The organism is Microbacterium luteum (assembly GCF_015277875.1).
Taxonomy (GTDB): Bacteria; Actinomycetota; Actinomycetes; order Actinomycetales; family Microbacteriaceae; genus Microbacterium; species Microbacterium luteum.
On the sequence record NZ_CP063814.1, the window covers coordinates 2,245,753 to 2,263,947 of the forward strand.

Genomic DNA, 18,195 nt, shown 5'->3' on the forward strand with positions numbered 1-18,195 from the left:
TCACCCGACATTAGTGGCCGCGGACTCCCGCTGCCACACGGTCGGTCGGATGCGGAGGACTCAGGCGGCGCCGAGCGCCTGCCGCAGCAGGTGCATCAGGGCCGACAGCTGCACGGAGTCGCTCGAACCGGGATCGACGGCCTGTCCGTCCAGGGCACGCTGCGCCAATCCCTCCTTTGAATCGATCAGTTCGGCGATCTTCGTGTCGATCGTGTGGGCGGCGATGATGCGCCACGCGGTCACCGGCTCGTCTTGTCCGATGCGGTGCACGCGGTCGATCGCCTGCGTCTGCTCGGCGGCGGTCCACGACAGCTCGGCCAGCACGACGTTCGACGCGGCCTGCATGTTCACGCCGACGCCCGCGGCGGTCAGCGAACAGACCGCGACACCGACCTCGGGGTCGTTGTTGAACGCGTCGATGGCCTCCTGGCGCGCCGTGGAGGTCTGGTCGCCCCGGAGCGACACGCTTCGCAGGCCGGATGCGGCGAAGTGCGCCTCGGCGGCATCCATCACGTCGATGTGCTTGGCGAAGAAGACCACCTTGCCCACCGAGCGCTGCAGCTGCAGCGCGTAGTCCGCCGCCAGCTGAGCCTTGGCCTGTCCGATGCGACGGACCATCGTGAAGACGTTCTCGCTCCCCGAACCCGCCGCCTTCGACTCGTCGAGCTCGTTCTGCGCGACCAGCCGCACGATGTCGTCGTCGACCTCGCCCGGAGCCAGGGCCGCCGCGGAGCGCGCGTTCTCACGGGCATCGACGATACGGCGGTAGCGATCGGCCAGGCGCGCGCCGAGCTCGCGCTCGGCCTCGCGGATGGAGCGACCGAACTCGTCGTCGAGCTCCACCGGCAGATCGGCGACGAGCTTGTCGGGCAGGTCCGCCGCGACGTCCTTCTTCTTGCGGCGAACGATGCCCATCGAGATCACCGCGTCGCGCGCCTCGGGGTAGAACGCCTTGTCGGCAGGGGTGAATCCGGTCGCGTCGAGCTTCGCCATCAGATCGGGGCCCGGCTTCTCGCCGTTGGTCCAGCCGAGGAAGCGCCAGATGGCATCGAAGTCCTCGACGTCGTTGATGAGCGGCGTTCCGGTGAGGGCCATCATGAGCGGGTCGCGCACCTGCTCGCGGATGCGCCCGGCGAGCGCGAGCACGTTGCGCGAGCGCTGCGAGGTGAGGTTCTTGATGAAGTGCGCCTCGTCGACGACCATGCCCTTCAGACCGATCGAGCCGAGCCATGACAGATGGCGGTCGAGGATCTCGTAGTTGACGATGAAGACGTCGGCGAACGCATCGATGTCTTCGCCGTCGCCCTGGATCACGGTCGCGCGACGGTGGGGCGTCCAGCGCTTGACCTCTCGGGCCCAGTTCATCTTCACGACGTTGGGAACGACCGCCAGCAGCGGATAGGTGTCGGCGACGGAGGCCGCCAGCACCGACTCGGCGGTCTTCCCGAGACCCGGTTCGTCGGCCAGCAGGAAGCTGCGGTGTCCGTCGCGCACCGCCTCGAGGAAACGCGACTGGTGCGGCATCACCTCGAGGCCCCGCGGCGAGACGCGGTCGAACTCCGGCACGGGAGGCAGCTCCATGGATGCGCTGGCCCCACCGGCACCGGTCTCGAACGCCTTGTACAGCGGTCCCATGAGCTCCCAGCCGTCGAGCCGACGACGCGGGCTCGGCACGGGCGCGCGCATGGTGAGGTCGGGTGGGAGGAACGGATTCGCCATCTGGCGCGACTCGATGCCGGCCGGCACGACCTGCCGGTCGGCGAGCGCGGGCGGCACCACCGTCGGGGCGACAGGAGCGACGTCGGTGATGATGAGCTCGTCCGGCGGAAGCTCGGCGCCCGACTCCAGCAGCCAGTCCCGTCGCATGCGCTTGGCGACCGGCGACGTGGCCTGATCGACCTCGAGCAGCTGGATGAGCGACGTGTCGCGCGCGGCGGTCTTCGCGAGGATCGTCGCGACGCCGTCGAGGCGCTTGAGCAGCTCCGCCCGCGCGGAGTCGGCGACGGCAGTGTCGGCCTTCACCCGCGCGCGCTCCTCGCGGACGAGAAAGGCGATCACCTGGAACTTGACACGGTTGGTGGGGCCGAGCTTTCCGCGCTGGGCCTTGGCTTCGACCTCGCGCACCTTGCGGGCGAGGATCGGGATCAGCGGCGCCTCATCGTCGCGTCGGGAAGACGACGACTTGCGACGACGCGCGGCGGAAGTCTGTGCGGCGGGTGCCGAGGTCGGCATGCTCCTCCTGAGCCTAGGGATCGGATACCGGTCGATCCGGTGATCCGGCGAGAGAACGTGATTCCCGTGGGCGGCGCCACGACGCCGTCACGAACACGGGGCGGAGATGCCGGCACCGTCGGTCGCGAGCACCCGCTTCAGCGAGCAGCGACAGGGCGGTCGGGATCCCCGCACAGCATTCTAGCGGCTACCCGGCCGAATCCGCAGAATCTGCTCCCCAGAGGGTGGCGATGATGTCTTCGCTGTAGCCCTCGGGAGCGAAGTTGATCCACCGGGTCGTCACGATCGCGCCGTCGCCGATGACGTGGGTCTCACCCAGCGTGTACGGCTCGTCGTCGAGCGTGATCCCCCGCTGCTCGATGCGATGGATGCTGCCGACGGCGACGTCCTCGGAGCTGAACCCGGCCGCGCTGAGCTCAGCGGCGATCTCCTCGCCCTGCGCGTCGTCGATGAGGGTGATGTTCGTGGCCAGGCCGTAGTCGGACGGAGTGCCCCACGTGCAGCGCAGAGTCGGGGCACCCGAGTCGATCAGTTCGAGCACGACGGCGTTCTCGCTGGAATACATCGTCACACCGGGGCCGTTCAGCGGGGGGTTGTCCGCCTCGAGGGTCGCGCGCATGTCCGCGGAGTAGATCTCCTCGCACGAGCTCGGAAGGACGAAGGCGTCGGTCTCGGTGGGCGTCGGGGTCGGAGTGCTCTCGACGGTTGAAGTCGGTTCGGCCGTCGCACCGTCGGGCTCTGTGCTGCCGGACGGCACCGGCTCGGGCTGGCATGCGGCGAGAGCGAATGCCACAGCCGCAGCGGCCCCCGCGGCGAGCAGACGGGGTGTCCGGTGCTGACGAGTCACGGTACCTCCTGGAGGGGCGCTGCACCGCAGAGGGGCGGCACGGGCACCGACTCTACCGACCCACGAGGCCGGCCCCGCGGCGGCGCGGCGGACGTACCCTGAAAACATGCCGGAACGGATGCCGCGGGACCAGCGGCTACGGATGCCGCGGGACCAGCGGCTCGTCCTGACGATCGCGATCCTCGCGTCGTTCGTGTCCTTCCTCGACGGCACGGTGGTGACCGTCGCCCTCCCGGCGATCCGCGATGACCTCGGCGGTGGCCTCGCCACGCAGCAGTGGGTGGTCGACGCCTACCTGATCACTCTGGGCGCCCTGATCCTCGTGGCGGGATCCCTCAGCGACGTCTACGGCCGCATCCGCGTGCTGCGCTGGGGACTCGTGCTCTTCGGCATCACCTCGATCGCGATCGCCGCGGCCCCCACGCCCGAGTTCCTGATCGTCGCGCGCGCCCTTCAGGGGGTCGCCGGAGCCCTCCTCGTGCCCAGTTCACTGGCCCTCATCACGGCGACCTTCCGCGATGCCGCGCAGGCGCGCGCCATCGGGATCTGGACGGCAGCCACGACCGGCGCGATGGTGGTCGGCCCCGTCATCGGCGGGCTGAGCGTCGACCTGCTCTCGTGGCGACTGGTGTTCCTCATCAACGTGGTGCCGATCGGCGTCACCCTGTGGCTGCTCGCGGTGCTCAGACGCCCCGATGTGCGCGCGCCGGGTCGCACCGTCGACGTGTGGGGCGCCGTGCTGTGCACGCTGGGTCTCGGCGGCATGGTCTTCGCGCTCATCGAGCAGCCGAGCCTGGGGTGGGGATCCCCCGCCATCTGGGGCAGCGCCGCCGTCGGCGTGGCGTCGTTCGCCGGTTTCCTCGTGCGGCAGGCGGCGGCAGAGGATCCGATGATGCCCCTGGACCTCTTCCGTGCGCGCAACTTCTGGGCCGGCAACCTCGCGACGGCGTTCGTCTATGCCGCGCTCTCGCTCAACGGCTTCGTCGTCGGCGTCTACCTGCAGCAGGGAGCCGGGCTGTCGGCGACCCTGGCTGGACTCGCGACCCTCCCCATCACGATCCTCATGATCCTCTTCAGCTCGCGCGTCGGTGACCTCGCCGGCCGGTTCGGCCCGCGCCTGTTCATGACCGTCGGGCCGATCGTGATGGCCGCGGGCGCCCTGCTGCTGCTGTCCGTCGGCGAAGCGTTCGACTACTGGACCCAGGTGCTCCCCGGGGTGATCGCCTTCGGTCTGGGTCTCACCCTCACGGTGTCGCCGCTCACCTCGGCGATCCTCGGCGCGATCGACACGTCGAGATCGGGTATCGCATCGGCGGTGAACAACGCCATCTCACGGGTCGCGGGGCTCATCGTGATCGCGATGCTCGCCACCATCGTCGGCGGCGCCCTCGACCTCGACGGCTTCCACCGCGCTGCCGTCGTGACGGCCGCCCTGCTCGCGGTCGGCGGCGCGGTCTCGTTCGCCGGCATCCGCAACCGGCTCCCGGCCCGCTCCGACGTAGGCTGAGCACATGACCACCTACACCGAGCGTCAGCTCGCCGCGACCATCGACCACGCCATCCTCAAGCCCGAACTGACGCGGGCCGAGGTCGACGCCGAACTCGACATCGCCGCCGAATGGAAGGTCTTCAGCGTCTGCGTGCGTCCCTCGGACATCCCCCACGCCGTCGCGCGCCTGACGGGGACCGGGGTCGCCGTCGGCACGGTGATCGGCTTCCCCCACGGCACCACCTCGACCGCGACGAAGGTCGCCGAGGTGACCCGGGCTCTCGCCGACGGAGCGGTCGAGCTCGACATGGTGCTCAACATCGGATGGCTGCGTTCCGGCATGGACGCCGACGTGCAGGCCGACATCCGTGCGGTGGTCGAGGCAGCTGAGGGCCACGTCGTCAAGGTGATCTTCGAGACCTCCTACCTCGACGACGAGCAGATCATCCGCGCGTGCCGCCTCAGCGAGGCCGCGGGAGCCGACTTCGTGAAGACGTCCTCCGGATTCGCCGGCGGAGGCGCCACGGTCGCGCACATCCGGCTCATGCGCGACAGCGTCGGGGACAGCGTGCAGGTGAAGGCCTCCGGCGGAGTGCGCGGCCTCGACGCGGCCGTCGCGATGCTCGACGCCGGCGCCACGCGCCTGGGCACCTCCGCGGCGGCGACCATCCTCGGCGCCGCCCGCGCGCACGATGCCGGCGAGACGCCTGCCGGCGGAGTCGACGAGTCCTCCTACTGACGCGCGAGGCGCTCGGGCGTCAGGTGCCGCGCGTGAGGAGCGTCGCCCGCGTGCGGGCGACGTCATCGGCCATCTGCGCCATCAGCGGCTCGATGCCGCTGAAGGCCACCATCCCGCGCAGCCGCTCCACGAAGCGGATCTCCACGGTGTGTCCGTACAGATCGAGATCGGTCTCATCGAGCACATAGGCCTCCACCTGGCGGACGAGGACATCGCCGAACGTCGGATTCGTGCCGATGCTGATGGCGGCGGGATAGCGGGTGCGGGCGTGAGGCGCCGCACCCGAACCGGTCGGCTCGCCCTCATCGACGAGCCATCCGGCGTAGACCCCCTCGGCGGGAACGAGGCCGTCGCCATCGGCGGAGAGGTTCGCGGTGGGGTACCCGAGATCGCGCCCCCGCTTCAGCCCGTGCACGACCTCGCCGCGCACCGCGTGAGGCCGACCGAGGAGCCGCGCGGCCGTGGCCACATCCCCCTCGGCGAGCAGGTCGCGCACCCAGGTCGACGACACGCGGCGGCCGTCGACCGCGCAGACGTCCTCGACGACATGCACGTCGAACCCGAGCTCGGTTCCGAGTGCGCGCAGCGTCTCCGGGTCGCCGGCACCGGCGCGGCCGAAGCGGAAGTCCTGCCCGACGAGAACCGTGCGCACGGCCAGGGCGTCGACGAGAACGTGCTCGACGAAGTCGCGGGGATCCAGGGCGGCGAGCTGCTCGTCGAACGTGAGCACGAGGGTCGCGTCCACACCCGCGTCGGCGAGGAGCCGCACTTTCTGGGTCGTGCTCGCCAGCGCGTCCGGGCACGATTCGGGTCGCAGGACCGCGAGCGGATTGCGGTCGAAGGTGACCGCGACCACACGGGCACCGGTCGCGGCAGCATCGACGCGCGCGCGATCGATCACCGCGCGATGACCGGAGTGCACGCCGTCGAACTTGCCGATGGCGACGACCGACGGTCCGTAGCCCTCCGGAACCTCGTCGGGATGACGCCACACCGTCACGGGGCCACCGAAGCGGGATGCGGCTCCGCGGTGACGCGGGCGCGGTGCGTCCACAGCCACCAGAGTCCGAGGAACGGCAGCACGAGCGGCACGAGGAGGTATCCCCCGCCGAACCAGGACCACACCGTCGGGTGGGCGAAGAGGTCGGGGAGCACGAAGCTCAGCGTTCCGACGATCAGGACGCCGGCGAGCTCGAAGCCGATGGCCACCCAGGCGATGCGGTACCAGATCGCGGAGGCCGAGAACACCAGGGCCAGTGTCGCGAGGATGTAGACGACGGCGGCCAGAGCCGACAGAGAATACGCCAGCGGTGCCTCGTCGAAGCGCTGGACGATCTGGACGAAACTGCGGCCGGTCGCGGCGAGGGCCATGATCGCGTACACGATCACGAGCACCCGACCGATGCCGGTCATACGGGGGCGGGACGGGGGTGTGGACATCGCACCTCGATTCTAGGCCTCGCGCGAGCGGGCCGCGTCACGCGATCTGGACGGCCCAGATCACCTGCATGCGGTAGACCATGATCGCCGCCGCGAGCGCGGCGACGCCGAGGACGACCGTGCTCCACCGGCTCCGCTCCAGCAGTGCCCACAGCACCGCCGCCGGCGGAACGAGCGCCGCGCTGACGAGATAGACCCAGAACTCGAGCAGGCTCCCGGTCGGCGGGTTGCCGGCGAACGGGGCGATGATCGCGATCACGACCTGGGCGAGAAGCAGCAGCTCGACCAGCGCGAGCGAGCCCACGGTGAGGTCGCTCGGGCGGCGTCCGGCGAGGCCGAGCACGATGCACAGGGCACCCGCGACGACGGCTACAGCGACCTGGACGTAGGTGAACCACTCGATCACGCCCCGGCCTCCTCGGGCATGTTCATCTCGCTCCGCAGATCGTCGCCGCGCGGACGCACGACCCCCACGAAGGTCCCGTCCGGCGCGATCGCCGCGGCGCGCGGGGCGTCGATCGTCGCGGCAAGTCCGTGCAGCCGCTTGCCGTGTCGCAAGTCACGGGCCTGGTCGGCGGTGACCTCGAGCCGCGGCAGCACCGCGCACGCCGCCGCGGCGACCGGCATCATCCGCGCCGCATCGAGGTCATCGAGCGCCGAGGCATCGGCGACGTCGAACGATCCGACGCGCGTGCGCCGCAGCGCCGTCAGATGACCGCCCACGCCCAGCGCGGCGCCGAGATCGCGTGCGAGCGCCCGGATATAGGTCCCGCTGGAGCAGTCCACGACCACGTCGAGGTCGAGGATGTCGCCTTCGCGGCGCTCGGCGATCACGTCGAAGCGCGACACCGTGACCTCTCGAGCGGCGAGCTCGACATCCTCGCCCGCCCGCGCAAGGTCATACGCGCGGCGCCCGTCGACCTTGATCGCCGACACGCGACTGGGGATCTGCGAGATGTCTCCGCGAAGGTGCGCGATGGCGCTCGTCACGGCGTCGGGTGAGACGCCGCCGGCGTCGATCCGGCCCGTCACCTGGCCGTCCGCGTCGTCGGTGTCGGTCGCCACTCCGAGCCGGATGGTCGCGCGATACGTCTTGTCCTGGCCGACGACGAAGGTGAGCAGGCGGGTGGCCGCCTCCACCCCCAGCACGAGGAGGCCCGTCGCCATGGGATCGAGGGTCCCCGCATGGCCGATCTTCCGCGTTCCGAGTGCGCGCCGCGCACGCGCGACGACGTCGTGGCTCGTGGGGCCGCCCGGCTTGTCGACGAGCAGGATGCCGGGGGCGGGACGCATCCTCCCAGCCTACGTGGCCCGGCCCGCCCGCCCCGTGCGCGGCATCGGATCGTACGCTGGAGGGATGCCCCGCAGCGCCGAGATCGCCACGCCGCTGAACGCCTGGTTCGCCGACAACGCGCGCGATCTCCCCTGGCGACACCCGGGCTTCGGCGCCTGGGGCGTGCTCGTGAGCGAATTCATGCTGCAGCAGACACCCGTGAACCGGGTGATCCCGCTGCTCGAGGCGTGGCTGCGACGCTGGCCCACGCCCGCGGCTCTGGCCGCTTCTCCCCCGGCCGACGCCGTCCGGCAGTGGGCCAACCTCGGCTACCCGCGCCGCGCCCTGTGGCTGCATCGCGCCGCCGTGGAGATCACGGAGCGCCACGGCGGCATCGTTCCCCGTTCGGTCGAGGATCTCCTCGCACTCACCGGAATCGGGGACTACACGGCCCGCGCCGTCGCCGTGTTCGCCTACGGCGACCGCCATCCGGTCGTCGACACGAACACCCGGCGGGTGATCGCGCGGATCATCGACGGTCAGGCTCACCCTGGCGCGCCGCATCGTCGCGACCTCGCGGCGATGGAGGCGCTCATGCCGTCAGACGACGGCGCCGCCGCATGCTTCAACGCCGCCGCGATGGAGCTGGGTGCGCTGGTGTGCACCGCGCGATCACCGCGATGCGGGTCGTGCCCCGTCTCCGCCGAGTGCGCCTGGCGGGCGGCCGGATACCCCGACACCGGCGACACCCGCAAGAAGCAGGCGAAGTACGAAGGAAGCGACCGACAGGCGCGCGGCGCGATCCTCGCCGCGCTGCGGGAGATCGAGGTGCATCAGGTCTCCGCCGAGGAGGTCATCCCCGCGTGGCCGGACCCGGTCCAGCGCGATCGCGCGATCGACTCCCTCGTGGCCGATGGGCTCATCGAGGCGGTCGACGGGATGCTCCGACTGCCGCGCTGAAACGCGACGCGCTCATTCCTCGTCGTCGTCGCGGACCTTCTTGTAGGGGTCCGCCTCGCCGGCGAAGCTCGCCGTTCCAGCGATCCCGGCCACGGCCTCATCCCGCTCACGCGCCTCGCGCAGAAGCTCCTCGATGTGGCCGGCGTTCTCGGGAATCCCGTCCGGGATGAACTCCAGGGTCGGCACGAGGCGGGCGCTGAGCTTGCGTCCCACCTCACTGCGGAGCATCCCGGTGGCTGCGCGCAGTGCTTCAGCCGACGACGCCTGCTCCTTCTCGTCTCCGAGCACCGTGTAGAACACCGACGCGTGCTGGAGATCTCCGGTCACCCGCACATCGGTGATGGTGACGAAGCCGAGCCGCGGGTCGCGCAGCCCCTTCTCGAGACGTTCGGCGATGAGGACGCGGATCCGGTCCGCCAGTCGCGCCTGTCGTTCGTTTCCCATAGTCACTCTTTCTCCTCATCGCCGACGGCTGTCTTCGCGGCCGCGAGGAGGCTGCCTTCCCGAGAGCGAGCATCGGGGTGCCCGCGAAGCGGGCGGGGTCCCCGCTCTGCGAGCGAAGGGAAGGCAGCCTCCGGAGCAGCAAATGGTCAGCCGCGCGGCTTCTCCACCATTTCGGTCGTCTCGATCTCGTCGCCGATCTGGATGTCGTTGTACTTGCCGAGGCCGATACCGCATTCGTAGTCGGTGCGGACCTCGGTGACATCGTCCTTGAAGCGGCGCAGCGACTCGATGGCCAGGCCATCGGCGATGACGACGCCTTCGCGGATGATGCGGGCCTTGGCGTTGCGCGTGATGGTGCCGCTTCGCACGATCGCTCCGGCGATGTTGCCGAACTTCGACGAGCGGAACACCTCGCGGATCTCCGCGACACCCGACTGCACCTCTTCGAACTCCGGCTTGAGCAGGCCCTTGAGCGACTGCTCGACGTCGTCGATCGCGTTGTAGATGACCGAGTAGAAGCGGATGTCCACACCCTCGCGCGCGGCGCGCTCACGAGCCTTGGCATCGGGGCGCACGTTGAAGCCGATCACGATCGCGTTGTCGATCGTGGCCAGGTTCACGTCGGACTCGGTGACGGCACCCACACCGCGGTGGATGATCCGCAGCTGCACCGACTCGTCGACCTCGATCTTCAGCAGCGACTCCTCGAGCGCCTCCACGGCACCGGAGACGTCGCCCTTGATGATGAGGTTGAGCGAGGTGACCTTGCCCTCCTCGAGAGCGCGGGTGAAGTCCTCGAGCGAGATGCGCTTGCGGGCCTTGGCCAGCTGGGCGTTGCGCTCGGCGGCTTCGCGCTTCTCAGCGATCTGGCGCGCGGTGCGGTCCTCTTCGGTCACGATGAACACGTCGCCCGCACGGGGCACCGAGTTCAGACCCTGCACCTGGACCGGCCGCGACGGAGCGGCCTCCGCGACCTGCTCGCCGTTCTCGTCGATCATGGCGCGCACGCGGCCGTAGGCGGTGCCGGCGACGATGGCGTCTCCGACCCGGAGGGTTCCGGACTGGATCAGCACCGTCGCGACCGAACCGCGACCCTTGTCGAGCTTGGCCTCGATCGCGACACCGCGGGCGTCCTTGTTCGGGTTCGCACGCAGGTCGAGACCCGCGTCGGCGGTGAGCAGCACCGCATCCAGAAGGTCCTGGATGCCCGTGCCCTGCCGGGCCGAGACGTCGACGAACATCACGTCGCCGCCGTACTCCTCCGCGACGAGACCGTACTCGGTGAGCTGCTGGCGCACCCGGCCCGGGTTCGCGTCGGGCTTGTCGACCTTGTTGACGGCCACGACGATCGGAACCTCGGCGGCCTGGGCGTGGTTGAGCGCCTCCACCGTCTGGGGCATGATGCCGTCGTCGGCGGCGACCACGAGGATCGCGAGGTCGGTCACCTGCGCACCACGGGCACGCATGGCGGTGAAGGCCTCGTGACCCGGGGTGTCGATGAAGGTGATCGCGCGCTCGATCTCTTCGTGCTCGGTCCACACCTGATAGGCGCCGATGTGCTGCGTGATGCCGCCGGCCTCGCCCTCGGTGACGTTCGTCTCACGGATCGCGTCGAGAAGGCGCGTCTTACCGTGGTCGACGTGGCCCATGACGGTCACGACGGGCGGACGGATCTCGAGCTGGTCGTCGTCCTCTTCCGCGAGCTCCTGCTCGAGGTCGAGGCCGAAGCCCTCGAGGAGCTCCTTGTCCTCGTCCTCGGGCGAGACCATCTGGATCTTGTAGCCGAGCTCATCGCCGAGCACCTCGAAGGTGGCCTCGTCGAGCGACTCCGTCGCGGTGGCCATCTCGCCCAGGTTGAACAGGATGGTCACCAGGGTCGACGGCTGCACCGAGTAGCCGGCGAGCTGCTCGATCTTGTCCGCGAAGTCGGAGATCGATGCGCCGCGGCGCATGCGGATGATCTCGCCGTTGCCCTTGCGGACGTTGACGCCGCCGACCTGCGGCGCATCCCTCATCTCGAATTCTTGACGCTTCGCCCGACGCGACTTGCGCTGCTTCGACTTGCCGCCGCCCTTGCCGAAGGCACCGGCTGTGCCGCCGCCGCGGCCACGGCCGCCACCGCCGGGCCGACCGGCGAAACCGCCGCCGGGCCGACCGGCGAAACCGCCACCGGCACCGCCGCCGCCACCGGGCCGACCGGCGCCGCCGGGACGCTGCTGGAAGGGGGCACCGCCGCGGCCGCCACCGGGACGACCGGCGCCGCCCGGACGCGGGGCGCCGGGACGCGGCGAACCGGGACGCGGGGCCTGCGGACGCGGGATGTTGCCGGGGTTGGGGCGCTGCCCCATGCCCTGCGACGACGCGAACGGGTTGTTTCCGGGACGCGGGCCCGCGGGACGCTGGCCCATGCCCTGCGACGACGCGAACGGGTTGTTGCCCGGACGGGGAGAGCCACCGGAACGCTGATTGCCGCCGGGACGCTGGGTGCCGCCGGGACGGGGAGCCTGCGGCGTCGAACCGCCGGGGGCGGGCTTGGGTCCGGGGCGCGAAGCGGGTGCGTCCGCGGAGGGCTTCGGCGCCGGTGCACCCGGCTTCGGAGTGCTCGCGGCGGGCGCCGCTGCGGCTGCCGGCGTCGCGGCTCCCGGCTTCGGGGCCGCACCGGGCTTGGGTGCCGCACCCGGCTTCGGGGCGGTCGCGCCGGGTCGCGCGGACCCGGGCTTCGGCGCGCCGGCGGCGGGCTTGGCGTCAGCCGACCCGCCCTCAGAGGCGAGGGCTGCGCGAAGCTTCCGGGCGACCGGGGGCTCGATCGTCGATGAGGGGCTCTTGACGAACTCGCCGAGCTCCTTGAGCTTGGCGAGGGCCACCTTGCTGTCGACGCCGAGCTCGGAAGCGATCTCGTGTACGCGTGGTTTTGCCACAATTCTCCTGTCTGGGGTCCACCCAGGCAGGGCAGACCGTTAGTCGCGGACGGGTCTCATTTCGAGCCGTTCACTTTGTTTCCATAGCCGTTCAGCCGTTTCTCGATGGTCTGCGCGTCAAGTGGTCCTGACACACGCAATGCACGCACGAAAGCACGTCGCCGCAGAGCGGCTGTCATGCACTCGGGTGTCGGATGGACCCACGCGCCTCTTCCCGGCATCGAGGCGCGGTCGTCGGGGACGAGCCGGTCATCGATGGCGACCACCCGAAGGAGAGTGGACCGGGAAGCACGCGTGCGACAACCGACGCACGTTCGTACGGGTTCCATCCTACACCTCGGCGCCCGAGACGTTTCCCACGACGGCGAGCGCCGGGGTTCGCACGGAGATTTCGATACGCCCGCTCCGCCCGCTACTCGAGGATCGAATCGGGTTGGATGTCGATCTTCGCACCCGTGAGCTTGGCGGCCAGTCGAGCGTTCTGCCCTTCCTTGCCGATCGCGAGCGACAGCTGATAGTCGGGCACGAGGGCCCGCACGGCCTTGTTGCTCGCGTCCAGGACGAAGCTCGAGGTGACCTTGGCCGGCGACAGGGCGTTGGCCACGAACGTCGGCAGGTCGGCGTGGTAGTCGACGATGTCGATCTTCTCGCCGGCGAGCTCCTCGGTCACCGCGCGCACGCGACGGCCGAGCTCCCCGATGCAGGCGCCCTTGGCGTTGATCGCCGGATCGTTCGCCTTGACGGCGATCTTCGACCGGTGTCCGGCCTCCCGGGCCAGCGAGACGATCTCGACCAGACCGGCGGGGATCTCGGGCACCTCCATCGCGAAGAGCTTGCGCACGAGGCCCGGGTGCGTGCGGGAGACGGTGATCGAAGGCCCCTTCGTCCCCTTGGAGACGCTGGTGACGTAGACCCGGATGCGAGAGCCGTGCGTGTACTCCTCGCCCGGCACCTGCTCCTCCGGCGGCAGGATCGCCTCGACGGTTCCGAGATCGACGTGGATCATGCGCGGATTCGGACCCTGCTGGATCACGCCGGCGACGATGTCGCCCTCCTTGCCGCGGAATTCTCCGAGCACGGCGTCATCCGCGATGTCGCGCAGGCGCTGACTGATCACCTGCTTGGCGGCGAAGGCGGCGATGCGCCCGAAGTTGTCGGGAGTGGTCTCCTCCTCGCCGATCACGGCGCCGGAGTCATCCTGCAGGGGCACGAAGATGGCCACGTGCCCGGTCTTTCGGTCCAGCTGCGCACGAGCTCCGTCAGGGACCTCTCCGGACGGCGAACTGTGCTTCGCGTACGCGGTGAGGATCGCCTGTTCGATAATGCGCACCAGCTCGTCGAAGGGGATCTCCTTCTCGCGCTCGACCGTCCGCAGCAGACCCAGATCGATGTCCACGTCGACCTCCCTATTCAGCTCTCACGCCGTCGCGGCGTGGCCGACGGCATCCCGTATACGTTACCCGATCACCCCGGAGGCGATCCGCTCAGCCGGGGAGCGCTCCGGCCACGCAGTCGTCACGCGCGGGTTCGCGCAGCTCGAACCGGTCCTTCGTCCAGCGCACGAGCACCGGCAGCAGCGCGGACCGCGGCTGCATCACGTTCAGGTGCTCGTACCCCTCGTACTCGAGGAAGCGCACGTGCTCCCCCTGCTCGCAGAGGTCGGCGACGAAACGCTCCTGCAGCACCGGCGGGATGACCTCGTCGTCCCCGCCCCACGCGATCAGCAACGGCGTTTCCCACGGACCCTGCGGCGTGTTCTCGCGCAGGCGCTGCCCGAGGGGTCCGGCCGCGAGGTTCTCGACGTACAGCGGACGATCCTCCGAGACGCCGAGCGCCGTGGCGACCGAGATGACGACACCCGGTTCGGACGGACACCGCTGTGTCATCTCGCGCACGATCGCCTCGCCGCCGGGGGCGACGTACCGGGCGAGCTCGACGTCGTCGTAGGTGTCCGCATAGGGCACGAGCACCCACGAGATCAGGATGGACAGTTCCACGGACGCACCCTCGCGCAGCAGCTCGGTGGCGAGGGCGTGGGGATCGGCCGCCGGCGCGATGGCAGCCGTCCCGAGCACCTGCAGCGAGGGCGTGTAGCTGTCGGCGATCTGCGACGCCCACAGCGCGGCGTGCCCGCCCTGGGAGTGGCCCCACACGACGGTGCGGGTGGATGCGTAGAGGTCGTCCATCTGCCGCGCCGCGACGGCCGCGTCGAGGGACGAGCGCGCCTCGCCGAGTCCGATGAGGTAGGGGAAGGTGCCGGGCGCCCCCTGCCCCGAGTAGTCCGGAGCGACGACGATCCACCCGTTGTCGATCACCTCGTCGAGGCTCGGCACGGACCACGTCGTCGCGGCGGCGTCGCGCAGACTCGGCGCACACCCCTGGGCGACCCCGGTGGTGCCGTGATTCCACAGCACCACGGGGCGCAGACCACGTGTGGGGGCGGTCGGCGAGATGACGAGCGCACTGCCGACGGCAGGCTGCCCGAGTGCGTCACGCGTGGTGTAGAGGATGCGCTGAACCTCGGCACCGTCGGGCTGCTGACCCGAGAAGTCACCCACGCGGATCAGCTGCCCGTGGTCGTAGGGGACGACGGCAGGCGGATCGTAGAAGGCGTCGACGACGGGCGCGCCATCCTGGAGCCAGTCGTTGAGCCACCAGCCGCCGGCGGAAACGGCCACGAGGAGGACGGCCAGCGCATAGCGGCCGGTGGCCGCCCACACGCGCCCGCGTCGGTCATGAACCTCCTCGATGCTGAGCGCCGATCGGGCGAACAGTGCGGCATCGCGCTCGTGGGGGGCCCGCGTGAAGGCGACCGATCCGCGAACGACGGTCGACACGCCGAATGCGAGGGTGCGCACGCCGAACACGACGGCCACCACCAGCACCGTGACGTCGGGCCAGGTGAGGGAGAGCACCGCGAAGACGATCTGCGCGGCGCCGGAGGCAGCCCACAGCACGCGCTGGCTGAGGGTGCCGCCGACCAGAGCATCGACGACGGCCTGCGCACCGCCGACGAGGAGAAGGAGCGCCAGGGCGACCGGAAGGAGTTCGAGGGTGCGTCCCAGTCCCAGCAGCATCGCGAGGCCGAGCACAACCCACAGCGCCGCGAAGATCCGGGCGGCCCATCCGCGCTCCTGGTGGGGTGCGGCGAATTGGACGAGTCCGAAGACGAGCGCGCTCAGTCCGACGTAGACCGTGAGCAGCAGGAGCGAGGTCAGCGGCCTCGTGACGATCAGAGCGCCCAGCAGCAGCGCGAGACCCCCGACCAGGATCACCACGATCGGCGGAGCGCCGGCGATCAGGCGCGGCAGGGCGTTCAGCCCCCGTCGCCACGCATCCACCCGATTCACCTCGTCAGCATAGGCACGCCGGAACGGGCGCGGCATCGACGCGGCCGCCCGATCACCGCCATACTGACCGGATGGCGGATGTGAGCGCGTGGCTGGCCACATGGGGCGACAATCTCTGGACGTGGCTGGTGCTGCCCATCGTGGTGCTGCTCGGGCTGTACTTCACCGTGCGATCCGGGGTGGTCCAGTTCCGACTGATCCCGGAGATGTTCCGCACCCTCACCGACAAGACGCCGCGCACCGCCGAGGGAAAGCCCCAGTCGGTCTCGGCGTTCCAGGCGTTCACGATCTCCGCCGCCTCCCGCGTCGGAGTGGGGAACATCGCCGGCGTCGGCACGGCGATCGCCATCGGCGGTCCGGGGGCGGTGTTCTGGATGTGGCTGATGGCCTTCATCGGCGGTGCGTCGGCGTTCATCGAATCGTCCCTTGCGCAGCTGTACAAGACGCGCGATGCTGACGGCTTCCGCGGCGGCCCTGCCTACTACATGCAGCGCGGACTGCGAGCCCGCTGGATGGGCGTGGTGTTCGCCGTCATCCTCATCATCTGCTTCCCCGTCGCCTTCTCTTCGCTGCAGGCCAACACCATCCAGGCCACGATCGCCGGAGGCCTCGACGACTCCGCCTCCGCCTGGCTGCCGTGGGTGATCGGAATCGTCCTGAGCACGCTGATGGCGCTGGTGATCTTCGGCGGCGTGCGCCGCATCGCCTCGGTCACCCAGCTCCTGGTGCCGCTCATGGCGCTGCTGTACCTGCTCATCGGGCTGGTGATCGTCGCGCTGAACATCGACCGGCTGCCCGCTGCGGTCGCGACGATCTTCACCCAGGCGTTCGGGCCGAACGAGGTCGTGGGCGCGACGCTCGGATACATCATCCTCACGGGCGTCAAGCGCGGCATGTTCTCCAACGAGGCGGGTCTCGGCTCGGCGCCGAACGCCGGCGCCTCGGCGGCCGTGACGCATCCGGTCAAACAGGGCCTCGTGCAGACACTCGGGGTGTACTTCGACACGTTCCTGGTGTGCTCGATCACCGCGTTCATCATCCTGGTGTCGGTTCCGGATCTGGCGAACGCCGAGCGGGGCATCGACCTGACCCAGGGTGCCGTCATCGGCACCCTGGGCGAGTGGTCGAACATCCTGCTGAGCGTCATCATCTTCCTGCTCGCCTTCAGCTCGATCCTCGGCAACTACTACTACGGCGAGAGCAACATCGAGTTCATCACCCGCAGTCGCGGAGCGCTGCTCGGCTACCGGATCGCCGCGATCGCCGCCGTCCTGATCGGAGCGCTGCTGTCCGCCGACGTGGTCTGGACCTTCGCCGACGGCGCGATGGGCTTCATGGCCCTCGTGAACCTCGTGGCGATCGGCCTGCTCTCGGGCATCGCCTTCGCGCTCCTTCGCGACTACACGCAGCAGCGGCGCGAAGGCAAGGACCCCGTCTTCACCCGTGACCGGCTGCCCGGCGTGAGGAACATCGAGGTGTGGGAGGACGAGCTGTCGGTCACCGGGCCGATCGATCTCACGACCCGCGGTCGCCAGGCGGAGAAGCACCGCGACCACCTGCACGAGAGGTCCGCGCGCGACTGACATATCCGCGAGCGACGGGCAACCCCGCAGGCACGCCCGGGGCCGCGGCTAACCTTGCCGCATGGGTACATCCGCGAGTGCCGCCGCGCGCGACGCGAGCTCCACGCCGGCGGTGCGCATCGCCGCTCGCCTCGGCTACGTCGCCAACGGCGTTCTGCATCTGATCCTCGGCGCGATCATCGTCTCCATCGCCTTCGGAGCCAACGCCGACAGCGACCAGTCAGGCGCGTTCAAGGCGCTCGCCGCCGCCCCGATGGGCTTTTTGGCGCTGTGGGCCCTCGCCGCCGGCCTCTGGGCGCTCGGCGCCTGGTACGTGCTCGACGGATCCCTGCAACGCGATCGCCCCGGCAACAAGGGGACGGCGAAGAAGTGGGGCCGGCGGGGCTCGCTGTGGGCGCGCGCGGTCGTCTACCTCGCCCTCGGCGGCATCGCCGCATCCGTCGCCCTGGGCGCGCGTCCGAACGGCGAGCAGAGCACCGAAGACGTCAGCCGCGGAGTCCTCTCCCTCCCCGGCGGTCCGTTCCTCCTGGGCGCCGGGGCACTCGTGATCGGCGGGATCGGCGTCGGATTCGTCGTCATCGGCATCCGCCGCGGATTCCGCAAGAAGGTCGATCTCCCCGCCGGCGCGATGGGGAGGACCGTGGTGGTGATCGGCGTCATCGGCTACATCGCCAAGGGGATCTCGCTGGTGACGGTGGGCGTCCTGGTGCTCGTCGCCGCCGTCCGCGTGGACGCGGATGCCGCAGGCGGCCTCGACGGCGCCATCCAGACGCTGGTCGGTCTCCCCTACGGCCCGGCGCTCGTCGTCGGCGTCGGGTTCGGGTTCATCGCCTATGGCGTCTTCTCGATTCTGCGCGGAAAGTACGCACGCCTCGACGACTAGGTCGACGAGCCGCCGTCACGACGTCACCGTCGCGACG

Annotated in this window: 16 protein-coding genes; 5 read left to right on the forward strand and 11 right to left on the reverse strand. The window is 70.1% G+C overall.

Features of this window, described 5'->3' with window-relative positions:
- Positions 1-60: 60 nt before the first annotated feature.
- Positions 61-2,232, reverse strand: a complete 2,172-nt coding sequence (locus IM777_RS11205) for a DEAD/DEAH box helicase (RefSeq protein WP_194383406.1) — start codon at positions 2,230-2,232, stop codon at positions 61-63.
- Between the two features lie 187 nt (positions 2,233-2,419).
- Positions 2,420-3,079 (reverse strand): hypothetical protein, encoded by a 660-nt coding sequence (locus IM777_RS11210; RefSeq protein ID WP_194383407.1) that lies wholly within the window; start codon positions 3,077-3,079, stop codon positions 2,420-2,422.
- Between the two features lie 106 nt (positions 3,080-3,185).
- Here IM777_RS11210 and IM777_RS11215 point away from each other — a divergent pair, with 106 nt between their 5' ends.
- Entirely contained in the window at positions 3,186-4,586 is a 1,401-nt protein-coding gene (locus tag IM777_RS11215) for an MFS transporter (RefSeq protein ID WP_228480771.1), read from the forward strand.
- 4 nt (positions 4,587-4,590) lie between these two features.
- Positions 4,591-5,307, forward strand: a complete 717-nt coding sequence (gene deoC / locus IM777_RS11220) for a deoxyribose-phosphate aldolase (RefSeq protein WP_194383408.1) — start codon at positions 4,591-4,593, stop codon at positions 5,305-5,307.
- A 19-nt stretch (positions 5,308-5,326) separates the two neighbouring features.
- On the opposite strand, the gene IM777_RS11225 is transcribed toward deoC, so the two are convergent.
- The 4 genes from IM777_RS11225 to truB are packed head-to-tail and all read right to left on the reverse strand — an operon-like array spanning position 5,327 to position 8,040.
- Positions 5,327-6,307, reverse strand: a complete 981-nt coding sequence (locus IM777_RS11225; RefSeq protein ID WP_194385527.1) for a bifunctional riboflavin kinase/FAD synthetase — start codon at positions 6,305-6,307, stop codon at positions 5,327-5,329.
- Positions 6,304-6,747, reverse strand: a complete 444-nt coding sequence (locus tag IM777_RS11230; RefSeq protein ID WP_228480772.1) for a hypothetical protein — start codon at positions 6,745-6,747, stop codon at positions 6,304-6,306. Before IM777_RS11230 ends, IM777_RS11225 begins: the two co-directional genes overlap by 4 nt.
- A gap of 37 nt (positions 6,748-6,784) precedes the next feature.
- Positions 6,785-7,153 carry a hypothetical protein gene (locus IM777_RS11235; RefSeq protein WP_194383409.1) on the reverse strand — a complete coding sequence of 123 codons (369 nt, stop codon included), beginning with the start codon at positions 7,151-7,153 and terminating at the stop codon, positions 6,785-6,787.
- On the reverse strand, positions 7,150-8,040 hold the full coding sequence (truB, locus tag IM777_RS11240; RefSeq protein WP_194383410.1) for a tRNA pseudouridine(55) synthase TruB: 891 nt from the start codon (positions 8,038-8,040) through the stop codon (positions 7,150-7,152). The genes IM777_RS11235 and truB overlap by 4 nt, the downstream gene beginning before the upstream one ends.
- 64 nt (positions 8,041-8,104) lie before the next feature.
- On the opposite strand from truB, the gene IM777_RS11245 reads away from it, so the two are divergent.
- Complete coding sequence (locus IM777_RS11245; RefSeq protein ID WP_194383411.1) at positions 8,105-8,980, forward strand: HhH-GPD family protein; 876 nt, start codon at positions 8,105-8,107, stop codon at positions 8,978-8,980.
- A 12-nt stretch (positions 8,981-8,992) separates the two neighbouring features.
- On the opposite strand, the gene rbfA is transcribed toward IM777_RS11245, so the two are convergent.
- From rbfA to IM777_RS11270, 5 genes are all read right to left on the reverse strand, one after another.
- Complete coding sequence (rbfA, locus tag IM777_RS11250; RefSeq protein WP_194383412.1) at positions 8,993-9,424, reverse strand: 30S ribosome-binding factor RbfA; 432 nt, start codon at positions 9,422-9,424, stop codon at positions 8,993-8,995.
- 146 nt (positions 9,425-9,570) lie between these two features.
- Complete coding sequence (gene infB / locus IM777_RS11255; RefSeq protein WP_194383413.1) at positions 9,571-12,342, reverse strand: translation initiation factor IF-2; 2,772 nt, start codon at positions 12,340-12,342, stop codon at positions 9,571-9,573.
- Between the two features lie 56 nt (positions 12,343-12,398).
- Positions 12,399-12,671 carry a YlxR family protein gene (locus IM777_RS11260; RefSeq protein ID WP_194383414.1) on the reverse strand — a complete coding sequence of 91 codons (273 nt, stop codon included), beginning with the start codon at positions 12,669-12,671 and terminating at the stop codon, positions 12,399-12,401.
- A gap of 83 nt (positions 12,672-12,754) precedes the next feature.
- A complete protein-coding gene (gene nusA, locus IM777_RS11265; RefSeq protein WP_194383415.1) occupies positions 12,755-13,738 on the reverse strand; it encodes a transcription termination factor NusA in 984 nt (327 codons plus the stop codon).
- An 88-nt stretch (positions 13,739-13,826) separates the two neighbouring features.
- On the reverse strand, positions 13,827-15,692 hold the full coding sequence (locus tag IM777_RS11270; protein ID WP_228480773.1) for an alpha/beta fold hydrolase: 1,866 nt from the start codon (positions 15,690-15,692) through the stop codon (positions 13,827-13,829).
- A gap of 71 nt (positions 15,693-15,763) precedes the next feature.
- On the opposite strand from IM777_RS11270, the gene IM777_RS11275 reads away from it, so the two are divergent.
- Both IM777_RS11275 and IM777_RS11280 read left to right on the forward strand, forming a co-directional pair.
- Positions 15,764-17,275: an alanine/glycine:cation symporter family protein gene (locus IM777_RS11275; protein WP_194383417.1), complete on the forward strand. Its 1,512-nt coding sequence runs from the start codon at positions 15,764-15,766 to the stop codon at positions 17,273-17,275.
- Between the two features lie 61 nt (positions 17,276-17,336).
- A complete protein-coding gene (locus IM777_RS11280) occupies positions 17,337-18,158 on the forward strand; it encodes a DUF1206 domain-containing protein (RefSeq protein WP_194383418.1) in 822 nt (273 codons plus the stop codon).
- Positions 18,159-18,195: the final 37 nt, after the last annotated feature.

Coding starts and splice junctions, on each gene's coding strand:
- IM777_RS11230 (WP_228480772.1), bottom strand. CDS start 6,747: ATGTCCACACCCCCGTCCCGCCCCCGTATGACCGGCATCGGTCGGGTG.
- truB (WP_194383410.1), bottom strand. CDS start 8,040: ATGCGTCCCGCCCCCGGCATCCTGCTCGTCGACAAGCCGGGCGGCCCC.
- IM777_RS11280 (WP_194383418.1), top strand. CDS start 17,337: ATGGGTACATCCGCGAGTGCCGCCGCGCGCGACGCGAGCTCCACGCCG.
- IM777_RS11205 (WP_194383406.1), bottom strand. CDS start 2,232: ATGCCGACCTCGGCACCCGCCGCACAGACTTCCGCCGCGCGTCGTCGC.
- rbfA (WP_194383412.1), bottom strand. CDS start 9,424: ATGGGAAACGAACGACAGGCGCGACTGGCGGACCGGATCCGCGTCCTC.
- IM777_RS11275 (WP_194383417.1), top strand. CDS start 15,764: ATGGCGGATGTGAGCGCGTGGCTGGCCACATGGGGCGACAATCTCTGG.
- IM777_RS11215 (WP_228480771.1), top strand. CDS start 3,186: ATGCCGGAACGGATGCCGCGGGACCAGCGGCTACGGATGCCGCGGGAC.
- IM777_RS11260 (WP_194383414.1), bottom strand. CDS start 12,671: ATGGAACCCGTACGAACGTGCGTCGGTTGTCGCACGCGTGCTTCCCGG.
- deoC (WP_194383408.1), top strand. CDS start 4,591: ATGACCACCTACACCGAGCGTCAGCTCGCCGCGACCATCGACCACGCC.
- IM777_RS11245 (WP_194383411.1), top strand. CDS start 8,105: ATGCCCCGCAGCGCCGAGATCGCCACGCCGCTGAACGCCTGGTTCGCC.